This is a genomic window from Pseudomonas sp. UMAB-40, from assembly GCF_900095275.1.
GTDB lineage: Bacteria > Pseudomonadota > Gammaproteobacteria > Pseudomonadales > Pseudomonadaceae > Aquipseudomonas > Aquipseudomonas mandelii_B.
In genome coordinates this window covers 234,578-245,643 of the sequence record NZ_LT607561.1, presented here as the reverse complement: position 1 = coordinate 245,643, position 11,066 = coordinate 234,578, and the positions used below count along the sequence as shown (strand labels likewise).

The following is an 11,066-nucleotide window of genomic DNA, read 5'->3' as shown; positions in this document are numbered from 1 at the left end:
TCATAGCGCCCGATTGAAGTGTCCAAAATCATTAGGCCAGTTCAGCTTGCTCGCGATGACGGCAGGTCAAACAACAAAAATTTCAGCCCGGAAACGCAAAAGCCCCGATCAACTCGATCGGGGCTTTTTGGTTTTACAGCATCCCTCAATCACGCAAATCCGACTCATGAATCGGCTGATCCCGGTGCGTCGCGCGCTGATACTGCGCCGGCCAGATCGCCTTGCGACCGCCCAGATCATCATCGGCATGCAGCGGCCAGTACGGATCGCGCAACAGCTCCCGCGCAAGGAAGATGATGTCCGCCTGGCAGGTGCGCAAGATGTGCTCGGCCTGGGCCGGTTCGGTAATCATTCCTACCGTGCCGGTGGCGATGCCTGACTCCTTGCGCACACGTTCGGCAAAGCGGGTCTGGTAGCCCGGACCTGTAGGAATTTCGGCGTTGGCCGCGGTACCGCCCGACGAAACGTCTATCAGGTCCACGCCCAGGTCTTTCAGGCGTCGCGCCAGCTCCACTGTTTCATCGGGGTTCCAGCCGTCTTCCACCCAATCGGTGGCCGACACTCGCACAAATACCGGCAGCTCCTCCGGCCAGACCGCCCGTACCGCTTCGGTGACTTGCAGCACCAGCCGGATGCGGTTCTCGAAAGAGCCGCCATATTGATCGCGTCGCTGATTGCTCAATGGCGAAAGAAACTGATGCAGCAGGTAACCGTGAGCGGCGTGCACTTCGACCACTTTGAAACCGGCCGTCAGCGCTCGCTTGGCTGAGGCGACAAAGGCCTGAATGACCTCAGCAATCTCGCTTTCATCCAGCGGCTTCGGAGGGGTGTGCTGCGGGTCGAAAGCAATCGGCGACGGCCCTACCGGCACCCAGCCACCGTCTTCGGGTTTGACGCTGCCATGCTTACCGATCCACGGCCGGTGGGTGCTGGCCTTTCGTCCGGCGTGCGCCAATTGAATACCGGCCACCGCGCCCTGAGCGGCAATGAAGCGTGTGATGCGTTGCAGGGGTTCGATTTGTTCGTCATTCCACAAGCCGAGGTCCTCGGCGGTGATGCGCCCGTCGGCCGTGACCGCCGTGGCTTCAGTAAAAATCAGACCGGCCCCGCCGACGGCGCGGCTGCCGAGGTGGACCAGGTGCCAGTCATTGGCCAGCCCATCGACGCTGGAGTACTGGCACATCGGTGATACGGCAATGCGGTTGAGCAGGGTCAATTGACGAAGGGTATAGGGTTCAAGCAGCAGACTCATGGGGCACCTCTCGAATCAGTGGGCAGGCTCCAGGGTTCTGTTTGAAAAGTCGACGAGTGACAGGAAAAAGGCGCAGCACCCGCCCCCGCGGGCAAAAATTGGACAAGACGTCACAAGGATAATCAAGCAGTGCTTAGAGCCTAGTCGACATCGGGGGATGAGGGAGGGTTCCGAGGGATTGGGTGTCAGAAAGATCGCTTTCGCGAGCAGGCTCACTCCCACAGGGTTTGCGCAAATCCTGTAGGAGTGAGCCTGCTCGCGAAAGGCTCAACGCGGTTCGATGTGGGCAATCATCAGCTGCACCGTCTCGTTCCCTCGAAACTCGTTGAGGTCGAGTTTGTAGGCCACTTCCACCCACTTGATGGTCGGATTCGGCCAGATGTCGCGGTCGATACCGAAGGCGATGCCATCAAGCTTCACCGAGCCACATTCACTTTTGAGCACCACTTTGAGGTGCCGTTCGCCGACGACGCGCTGCTCAACCAACTGAAACACGCCATGAAACAAAGGTTCAGGGAAGTGCTGCCCCCAAGGCCCGGCATGGCGCAGGGCACGAGCCAGTTCAAGATGAAATTCTTCGACCGCCAAAACCCCGTCCGACAGCAGACGGCCGGTCAGGTCTTCTTCGCGCAATTGCCTGCGTACTTCTGCGTCAAAGGCCTCGGCGAACAGCGGAAAATTCGCTTCGGGCAAGGTCAAACCGGCCGCCATGGCGTGGCCGCCGTACTTGCTGATCAGGTTCGGATGCTGCGCGGCCACCACGCTCAAGGCGTCACGAATATGAAAGCCCTGAACCGAACGCCCCGAGCCCTTGAGCAAACCATCGCCAGCATCGGCAAAGGCAATGGTCGGACGGAAATAGCGCTCTTTCATACGCGAAGCGAGGATGCCGATGACACCTTGGTGCCACTCGGGATCAAACAGGCACAGGCCAAACGGCATCGATTCGACCGGCAAATCCTTGAGCTGAGCCAGCGCTTCACGCTGCATGCCCTGCTCGATGGACTTGCGGTCCTGGTTCATGCCGTCGAGCTGCACGGCCATTTCCCTCGCCAACCCCGCGTCGTCGGTGATCAGGCATTCGATGCCCAGGCTCATGTCATCCAGGCGCCCCGCCGCATTCAGGCGAGGGCCGACAATGAAGCCCAGGTCGGTCGAGGTAATGCGCGCCGGCTCACGCTTGGCCACTTCGAGAATCGCCTTGATGCCCGGACGGGCACGCCCGGCGCGGATCCGCTCCAGGCCCTGGTGCACCAGAATCCGGTTGTTGGCATCCAGCGGCACCACGTCGGCGACGCTGCCCAGTGCCACCAAGTCCAGCAATTCGCCGATGTTCGGCTGCGGCTTGCTCTCGTACCAACCGAGGCTGCGCAACCGCGCGCGCAGGGCCATCAACACATAGAAAATCACCCCGACGCCGGCCAGTGCCTTGCTCGGAAATTCGCAACCGGGCTGGTTCGGATTGACGATAGCATCGGCCAACGGCAGTTCGTCGCCGGGCAAGTGGTGGTCGGTGACCAGCACGTTGAGGCCAGCCTTTTTCGCCGCCGCCACGCCTTCGACGCTGGAGATGCCGTTGTCCACCGTAATCAGCAACTGAGGCGTGCGCGTCAGCGCCACTTCAACGATTTCCGGGGTCAGGCCATAGCCATATTCAAATCGGTTCGGCACCAGATAATCGACATGGGCCGCGCCCAGCAGCCGCAACCCCAGCACGCCCACGGTACTGGCGGTCGCGCCATCGGCGTCGAAGTCACCGACAATCAGAATCCGCTGGCGCTGTTCGAGCGCCGTGACCAGCAAATCCACCGCCGCATCGATACCTTTGAGCTGCTGGAACGGAATCAGCCGCGCCAGGCTCTTGTCCAGTTCCGCCTCCGATTGCACGCCCCGCGCCGCGTAAAGACGCGTCAGCAGCGGCGGCAGGTCGCCGAGGAATGGCAGGGTGTCGGGCAACAGGCGAGGTTCGATGCGCATGGGGTGACAGGTGCTTCTCTTGAATACGTAGGATAAAACCGGATAACGCGGACGAACGGCGAAAAATCAGCCGCGTTCGCCGCTCAGCCACTGCAACTGGACTTCATGCTGACCACGGTCGTCAGTGACGAAAATCGTCCCTTCGCTGATCATCACGTCCCACTTGATAACGCGGGGCATGTCTTTGGCCAGGGTTTCCAGGACGTCCTGAGGCACGGCTGCGATGTGCACGTTTTTCAGGTTTTTGATGGCCGGGATCACTTTGGTTTCCCAGACGCGCAGGCTGCCGTAAGCCAACAGGCTGGTGCGTTCGGTACGGCGCGAGCACCAGGTCAGGCGATCGGCGTCCGGCTGGCCGACTTCGATCCAGTGCAGGACACGGTCGTCCAGGCTCTTTTCCCACAGGGCGGGTTCATCCACGTCTGACAGACCGCGACCGAACGACAGCTGCTCGTTGTACCAGAAGGCGTAGGCCAGCAGCCGCACGGTCATGCGCTCTTCGGTTTCCGAAGGGTGACGGGCGATGGTCTGCTTCACGCTCTCGTAAACGCTGCGGTCGAGGTCGGTGAGGTTCAGTTCAAACTTGTAGGTCGTGGACGGCTGGGCCATGAACGGGCTTCTTGATACGAGGAAAGGCGGCAAGTCTAACCGATGCAGTAGGCAATCAACGAATAGAAGGCGATGAAGCTTGGTCGTCTGACATTGGGCTATGTTAAAAGGCTATATCCGCTCAGCCTTTGTCCTACAGGATCCAGCATGCCGTTCACCGCCAAACCGCTCTCAGGTCTGAAAGTCATCGAATTGGGCACCTTGATCGCCGGGCCGTTTGCGTCGCGCATTTGCGGTGAGTTCGGCGCCGAAGTGATCAAGATCGAATCCCCCGACGGCGGTGATCCGCTGCGCAAATGGCGAAAACTCTACGAAGGCACCTCGTTGTGGTGGTTCGTCCAGGCCCGCAACAAAAAGTCCCTGACCCTGAACCTGAAACACCCGGACGGCCTCGCGATCCTGAAAAAACTGCTGGGCGAAGCGGACATCCTGATCGAGAATTTTCGCCCTGGCGTGTTGGAAAAACTCGGCCTGGGCTGGGACGTCTTGCACGCTCTCAACCCGAAACTGGTGATGGTACGGCTGTCGGGGTTCGGCCAGACCGGGCCGATGAAGGATCAACCCGGTTTTGGCGCCGTCGGTGAATCCATGGGCGGCCTGCGCTACATCACCGGCTTCGAAGACCGGCCACCGGTGCGCACCGGGATTTCCATCGGCGACTCGATTGCCGCGCTGTGGGGTGTGATTGGCGCACTGATGGCGTTGCGTCATCGCGAGGTCAACGGCGGCCAGGGCCAAGTGGTGGATGTGGCGCTGTATGAAGCAATCTTCGCCATGATGGAAAGCATGGTGCCGGAGTTCGATGTGTTCGGTTTCATCCGTGAGCGCACCGGCAACATCATGCCGGGCATCACGCCCTCCTCGATCCACACCAGCGCCGACGGCAAGCATGTGCAGATCGGCGCCAATGGCGATGCGATCTTCAAACGCTTCATGCTGGTCATCGGTCGCGAAGACCTGGCCAACGACCCGGTGCTGGCCAGCAACGATGGCCGCGACAGCCGCCGCGACGAGATTTACGGGGTGATTGATCGCTGGGTCAATTCGCAGCCGCTGGACACCGTACTCACGCAGCTGAATCAGGCCGATGTACCTGTCAGTCGGATCTTCAGCGCCGAAGACATGTTCAGCGATCCGCAGTACCTGGCCCGGGAAATGTTCCTGCAGGCCAAGCTGCCAGACGGTAAAGACTTCAAGATGCCGGGGATTGTGCCGAAACTCTCTGAGACACCCGGCGATTGCGAATGGGTCGGGCCACAACTGGGTGAGCACAACGCACAGGTACTCCAGGCACTTGGCTATAACGCGTCGCAGATTGCACAGCTGCGCAAAGACGGAGCCATCTAAGCTGAGGCGCCGGCTAGCGCAGTCCATCAGATTCTGCCTGACGCATGGCGGGCGGGTGGTGCGCGCGCTGCTGGTTACGCTTCTTCTCGCCGGGCTGGCCCCATCCGCGATGGCGCAACCCAAGGAAACGCTGATCTGGCTGATGCGTGATTTACCGCCATTGACGATCTTCGAAGGACCGAAAAAAGGCCAAGGCGTTATCGATCAACTGTTGCCGCTGTTGATTGCCGGCATGCCGCAATACGAACACACGCTGATGCGGGTCAATCGCGCTCGCGGCTTGCAAATGCTCCACGAGCCCTCCCTCACGTGCGACGCGGCGCTGAATAAAAGCAAGGAGCGCGAGCGCTGGATTGCGTTTTCCATTCCGGTTTTTCGGGCCATGAGTAATGGTGTGGCGGTCCGGCGAATGGATCGTGAGGTGCTGGCACCCTTTATCCAGGACGGTGAACTGGACTTGGCCGCCCTGCTCGCCAGTGGCCGCGAGAAACTGGGCATCATCGCCGAGCGCAACTATGGCGAGTACCTCGACGCATTGCTCAAGCAAGCGCCGCCCGACGCGCTGACGCTGCACTACGGCAACGACGCCTTGGGCAGCCTCCTGCAAATGCAACGTCTGGGACGATTGCGCCTGCTACTGGGCTATCGCCCGGAAATCCGTTACCAGGCCCAGCAGCAGGGAATCGCGGAGGATGAGCTGCAGTTTTACCCGATTCGCGGCGCGGAAAAATTCTTGTCCGGTTATATAGGCTGTACCGACACACCCATGGGCCGGCAAGCGATCGTCGAGATCAATCAGCTGCTGCGCAAACTTCCCCGCGCCCAGTTGAGCGAGGCCTACGCCGCGTGGCTCGACCCGGAAAGTCGCAGCGCTTACCTCGAAGAATCCAGAGTGTTTTTCGAGCATCAGGCGCAGCCGTGACAAATCGCAGGCAAAAGAAACCCCGAGAAGTGGGGAGACGACTCGGGGTTAAACGTGGCCTACATAAAGGCCAGTGGCAGCAAGCTACAAGCACCGGAGCACAATGCTTGATCCTGCTGTTACATGGTCTGACGACCTGAGTGCAGGAAGGTTCCCACAAAAGAACAATTCAATTTCGATTGGCCAGGACCTTATCCTGGGCCGCATTGCGCAGCGCCGCGATGACGCAGGGTTCCAGCCGTCCTTCGGCAATCAGCACGTCACGGTGCAAACCGTCGACGACATCCGTCAGCAGACGGTAATCGGTTAACTGAGCTTGATTGAACGCCCGTTCGACCACGATTGCGCCGGTCGCATTCTTCAGTGTCACCAGGCATTCGCCATGGGCGCCCGACGGGGTCAGCGTGACCTGATACGGGCTCAGAGCCTCACCGAGCAATAGACTGATACTTTCCATCTCGATCACCACTCAATAGTCCGAAAACAAAGTGCCTGGGGCGTGTTCACAGTAAATGACCACCGGCCCGAGAAGAAAGTTCTGGATTCCAGGTGCAGACGCGTCGGCGTCTCTGGTCGATAGAGCATGCACGGCAAAGATGACAGGGAAAAAACAGCCTGTTCACAGGTGCCTTGTCCGGTGACCGATATCAGTCCATCCCCCCAGCAACCCTCGCAATTGGCCGTCGGCGCTGTAGAACGGCACCGTCCATTGGTAGATGTCCCGGACACCGTTGTTGAACAGCAATTGACGTTCACTGAAGCGTGGCTTTCGGGTCTCCATCTGCGCCATGAATTCAGCATGCAGCAGCGCTGCGGTTTCCGCCGGCAGCACATCGAGCTCAACCAGCCGTCGCCCCTGAACCTGGTCAAAACGGGTGCCGAGACTCTCCTCATAACTTTTGTTGCACATGATCAAGCGCCCTTGCAGATCACGAACAAACATCGGATCGGGCATGGCGTCGATCAACGCATGCTGGAAAGCAAGCTGATCGCCGAGCCCCTTCTCAGCGTCTACGCGCTGCTTGATCAGCGCCGCGAGCCTGCGGCTCCAGAGCAAGGAAAGCAGTCCGAACAGGCTGACGATAAACATGCCCCAGCAAAACCAGTGAGTCATCTGCCGCCAGCGAGAAGGTGACTCGACGGGAGCGATACCGCTGAGCCATTTCAGGCGAATGGCGCGCAAGTCGGCCGCAGGAAAGGCCTCAAGCGCCTTGTTGAGTATGCTCAGCAACGGCGACTGACCTTTGCGTACCGCGAGGTGATCAGCCTCCCATTTGCCCTCCACGGCGCGCCCGACCTTGAGTTGCCCTAACGGATAGAGCTGCGCCCCGATTTCATTTTCAATGGTGGCAAAGGCTTCACCACTTTCAACCAGCGCCCTGGCCTCGGCGTAAGTCTTGACCGTGCGCAATTCGATCGCCGGGTAGTCGCGGCGAATCGTGCCTTCGAGTGCGTGCCGGGCCGGCAACACCAGCACTCTTTTCGCCAACTGCGTCAGGGAGTGCACGACGGGGGCATCTGCCCGTCCGACAAACACCCATCCAGCGCCACCGAACGCATGACTGAAATCCAGGAACGCCTTACGCTCGTCATTCATTGCCAGCGTTGTGCTCATGTCCGCCTCGGCACTTTCCAGACGCCCGAGCAGCTGGTCGGTGGAAAACGACTCCTCGTGAACAAACTGCAAGCCCGTCATGGCACTGATGCGATTGAGCAGATCGTTGTTCAGACCGCTCCACTGACCGTGTTCATCCTTGAACAGATAAAGCGGGTATTGCACCGACGAGACGATGACTTGCGGGTGCTCGGCAATCCACCTCAATTCCTGAGCATCCAGTTCGATGGTTGCGCCGACGCCTGCCCCCCTGGACTCCGGCGTCGCCAATTGCGCGGCCGCCCCTGCTTGAACCAAGCCCAGGACGCCGATCAAAAACACCCAGCACACGGCTGGCTTAAACCCTCTGAAAAACAGCATTACCACTTCCTTCGCAATCAACTCGCCCATCCTTTCTGGGGCGAAAACACGACAAGTGTGGCATGCAGAAATGAGAAAGCCCGTCAGGAGACGGGCTTCAAAATGTGACAGCTTTTACCGGTTACAGAGGCTTGCCGCGGTTGCCATGCTGACTGACAAAGGCCTGCACGGCTTTCAAATCGTTCGGCAACACGGTGCAACGCTCATCTCGCTCAAACAAATCAGAAAGATGTGCAGGTAGTTCAAGCGCTTTTCCTACGCCGGCTTTCTCCACTGCATCCGGGAATTTGACCGGATGGGCCGTGCCGAGGATCACCATTGGAATATCCAGGCTGCGACGGCATTCGCGCGCTGCCTTGACGCCGATGGCGGTGTGCGGATCCAGCAGTTCGCCGGTTTGCTCGTAGACTTCGGCAATGGTTTCGCAGGTTTGCGCGTCATCCACGGCTAGGGAATCGAACAGTTTGCGGGCTTCGGTCCAGCGTTCCTGTTCGACGCTGAAACCGCCGCCCTGCTTGAAGCTGTCCATCAAACCGGCAATCGCTGCGCCGTTGCGACCGTGCAGGTCGAACAGCAGACGCTCGAAGTTCGACGACACCATGATGTCCATCGACGGCGACAACGTGGCGTGCAGGGTTTCCTTGACGTACTGATTGCCGCTCATGAAGCGGTGCAGGATGTCATTGCGGTTGGTGGCGACGATCAACTGGTTGATCGGCAGGCCCATGTTGCGTGCCAGGTAACCGGCGAAGATGTCGCCGAAGTTGCCGGTCGGCACCGAGAACGACACCGAGCGCGCCGGGCCGCCCAACTGCAGGGCTGCGTGGAAGTAGTAAACGATCTGGGCCATGATCCGCGCCCAGTTGATCGAGTTCACCGCCACCAAACGCGTGCCTTTGAGGAAGCTCTGGTCGGCGAAGCTCGCCTTGACCATTTCCTGGCAGTCATCGAAGTTGCCTTCGATGGCGATGTTGTGGATGTTCTCGCCGAAAATGGTGGTCATCTGCCGACGCTGCACTTCGGACACGCGGTTGTGCGGGTGCAGGATGAAGATGTCGACGTTTTCGCAGTGCTTACAGCCTTCGATGGCGGCCGAACCGGTGTCACCGGAAGTGGCGCCGACGATGACCACGCGCTCGCCACGTTTTTCCAGCACGTAGTCGAGCAGACGACCGAGCAGTTGCAGGGCGAAGTCCTTGAACGCCAGGGTCGGGCCGTGGAACAGTTCCAACACCCACTCATTGCCATTCAGCTGACGCAACGGTGCCACGGCGTTGTGGGAAAACACGCCATAGGTTTCTTCAAGAATCTTTTTGAAATCGGCATCAGGGATGCTGCCAGTAACGAACGGGCGCATCACCCGGAAGGCCAGCTCGTGATACGGCAGGCCAGCCCAGGAAGCGATTTCTTCCTGGGTGAAACGTGGCAGGTTTTCCGGGACGTACAGACCGCCGTCGGTGGCAAGACCGGCCAGCAGGACATCTTCGAAATTCAGGGCCGGTGCCTGGCCGCGGGTACTGATATAACGCATGACTGGCTCCAATAGACAGTGTTCGCAAACCCGGGCCCGCACGCAGGCCCGGTGAACGATAACGGCTTAGTTCAGGTGCTCGACGCGGATCCGAACGACCGGACCGACCACGCCGGCCAGGGCTTCCAGCGCGGCGATCGCGTCGTTCATGTGCTGTTCCAGCACACGGTGGGTCAACAGGATCATCGGCACCAGGCCGTCATGCTCTTCGACTTCTTTCTGCATGATCGATTCGATGTTGATGCCACGCTCCGACAGGATGCTCGCGACCTGGGCCAGTACGCCCGGATGGTCCTTAGCCTGAATGCGCAGGTAGTAGGCGCTTTCGCAGGCTTCGATCGGCAGGATCGGGTGCGCCGACAGCGAGTCCGGCTGGAAGGCCAGATGCGGCACGCGGTTTTCCGGGTCGGAGGTCATGGCGCGAACCACGTCCACCAGGTCAGCGATCACCGACGAAGCGGTCGGCTCCATGCCGGCGCCCGCGCCGTAGAACAGGGTCGAACCAGCGGCATCACCGTTGACCATCACCGCGTTCATCACGCCGTTGACGTTGGCGATCAGGCGATCGGCCGGGATCAGCGTCGGGTGAACGCGCAACTCGATGCCGGACGCGGTGCTGCGAGCGACGCCCAGGTGCTTGATGCGATAGCCCAGCGCTTCGGCGTAGTTCACGTCAGCGGTGGTCAGCTTGGTAATGCCTTCGGTGTAAGCCTTGTCGAATTGCAGCGGGATGCCGAAGGCGATGGAGGCCAGGATCGTCAGCTTGTGGGCCGCGTCGATGCCTTCAACGTCAAAGGTCGGATCGGCTTCGGCGTAACCCAGGGCTTGCGCCTCGGCGAGTACGTCTTCGAAGGTGCGACCCTTCTCGCGCATTTCGGTAAGGATGAAGTTGCCGGTGCCGTTGATGATCCCGGCAACCCAGTTGATGCGGTTGGCGGACAGGCCTTCGCGGATCGCCTTGATCACCGGAATGCCACCGGCCACAGCCGCTTCAAACGCGACGATCACGCCTTTCTCGCGAGCCTTGGCGAAAATTTCATTACCGTGAACGGCGATCAGTGCCTTGTTCGCGGTGACCACATGCTTGCCATTCTCGATGGCCTTGAGTACCAGCTCGCGGGCAACGGTGTAGCCGCCCATCAGCTCTATGACGATGTCGATCTCAGGGTTCGTGGCCACTTCGAAGACATCGGTGGTAATCGCAATACCGGTCGTTTGGAACTGAGGCTTTGGCGTGCGCATGGCAATTTGTGCCACTTCGATTCCACGCCCGGCACGACGAGCAATTTCCTCGGCGTTGCGCTGAAGTACGTTGAAGGTACCGCCACCGACGGTCCCTAACCCACAGATGCCTACTTTGACCGGTTTCACTGTGAACTCCCCATAAAACGGCCGACTCAAGGCCGGCCGTGAAAACAGCCGCATGCTCGCGGCTCTCTATTAATGGCCCGGC

The 11,066-nt window shown here is 59.9% G+C and carries 9 protein-coding genes; 2 read left to right on the top strand and 7 right to left on the bottom strand.

The features are described 5' to 3' along the window. Positions 1–145: 145 nt before the first annotated feature. The 3 genes from K0F88_RS17350 to K0F88_RS17340 all read right to left on the bottom strand — a co-directional run bounded on the left by K0F88_RS17350 (position 146) and on the right by K0F88_RS17340 (position 3,838). Positions 146–1,252 carry an NADH:flavin oxidoreductase/NADH oxidase gene (locus K0F88_RS17350; RefSeq protein ID WP_219095840.1) on the bottom strand — a complete coding sequence of 369 codons (1,107 nt, stop codon included), beginning with the start codon at positions 1,250–1,252 and terminating at the stop codon, positions 146–148. A gap of 267 nt (positions 1,253–1,519) precedes the next feature. Then, a complete protein-coding gene (gene recJ / locus K0F88_RS17345; RefSeq protein WP_219095839.1) occupies positions 1,520–3,229 on the bottom strand; it encodes a single-stranded-DNA-specific exonuclease RecJ in 1,710 nt (569 codons plus the stop codon). Between the two features lie 66 nt (positions 3,230–3,295). After that, on the bottom strand, positions 3,296–3,838 hold the full coding sequence (locus tag K0F88_RS17340) for a YaeQ family protein (protein ID WP_008151638.1): 543 nt from the start codon (positions 3,836–3,838) through the stop codon (positions 3,296–3,298). A 147-nt stretch (positions 3,839–3,985) separates the two neighbouring features. Here K0F88_RS17340 and K0F88_RS17335 point away from each other — a divergent pair, with 147 nt between their 5' ends. Both K0F88_RS17335 and K0F88_RS17330 read left to right on the top strand, forming a co-directional pair. Further along, positions 3,986–5,185: a CaiB/BaiF CoA-transferase family protein gene (locus tag K0F88_RS17335; RefSeq protein WP_219095838.1), complete on the top strand. Its 1,200-nt coding sequence runs from the start codon at positions 3,986–3,988 to the stop codon at positions 5,183–5,185. Continuing rightward, positions 5,139–6,107, top strand: coding sequence for a TIGR02285 family protein (locus K0F88_RS17330; RefSeq protein ID WP_219095843.1), 969 nt, complete (start codon positions 5,139–5,141; stop codon positions 6,105–6,107). The genes K0F88_RS17335 and K0F88_RS17330 overlap by 47 nt, the downstream gene beginning before the upstream one ends. 169 nt (positions 6,108–6,276) lie before the next feature. On the opposite strand, the gene K0F88_RS17325 is transcribed toward K0F88_RS17330, so the two are convergent. The 4 genes from K0F88_RS17325 to K0F88_RS17310 all read right to left on the bottom strand — a co-directional run bounded on the left by K0F88_RS17325 (position 6,277) and on the right by K0F88_RS17310 (position 10,984). After that, a complete protein-coding gene (locus K0F88_RS17325) occupies positions 6,277–6,564 on the bottom strand; it encodes a DUF3509 domain-containing protein (RefSeq protein ID WP_094468938.1) in 288 nt (95 codons plus the stop codon). A 162-nt stretch (positions 6,565–6,726) separates the two neighbouring features. Further along, positions 6,727–8,082 carry a transporter substrate-binding domain-containing protein gene (locus tag K0F88_RS17320; protein WP_094468939.1) on the bottom strand — a complete coding sequence of 452 codons (1,356 nt, stop codon included), beginning with the start codon at positions 8,080–8,082 and terminating at the stop codon, positions 6,727–6,729. Between the two features lie 121 nt (positions 8,083–8,203). Further along, positions 8,204–9,613: a threonine synthase gene (gene thrC, locus K0F88_RS17315; protein ID WP_219095837.1), complete on the bottom strand. Its 1,410-nt coding sequence runs from the start codon at positions 9,611–9,613 to the stop codon at positions 8,204–8,206. A 66-nt stretch (positions 9,614–9,679) separates the two neighbouring features. Beyond that, on the bottom strand, positions 9,680–10,984 hold the full coding sequence (locus tag K0F88_RS17310) for a homoserine dehydrogenase (protein WP_219095836.1): 1,305 nt from the start codon (positions 10,982–10,984) through the stop codon (positions 9,680–9,682). Positions 10,985–11,066: the final 82 nt, after the last annotated feature.

What these genes read in the sequence shown, in the direction of transcription:
- K0F88_RS17350 (WP_219095840.1), bottom strand. Translation starts at nt 1,252, where the DNA reads ATGAGTCTGCTGCTTGAACCCTATACCCTTCGTCAATTGACCCTGCTC.
- recJ (WP_219095839.1), bottom strand. Translation starts at nt 3,229, where the DNA reads ATGCGCATCGAACCTCGCCTGTTGCCCGACACCCTGCCATTCCTCGGC.
- K0F88_RS17340 (WP_008151638.1), bottom strand. Translation starts at nt 3,838, where the DNA reads ATGGCCCAGCCGTCCACGACCTACAAGTTTGAACTGAACCTCACCGAC.
- K0F88_RS17335 (WP_219095838.1), top strand. Translation starts at nt 3,986, where the DNA reads ATGCCGTTCACCGCCAAACCGCTCTCAGGTCTGAAAGTCATCGAATTG.
- K0F88_RS17325 (WP_094468938.1), bottom strand. Translation starts at nt 6,564, where the DNA reads ATGGAAAGTATCAGTCTATTGCTCGGTGAGGCTCTGAGCCCGTATCAG.
- K0F88_RS17320 (WP_094468939.1), bottom strand. Translation starts at nt 8,082, where the DNA reads ATGCTGTTTTTCAGAGGGTTTAAGCCAGCCGTGTGCTGGGTGTTTTTG.
- thrC (WP_219095837.1), bottom strand. Translation starts at nt 9,613, where the DNA reads ATGCGTTATATCAGTACCCGCGGCCAGGCACCGGCCCTGAATTTCGAA.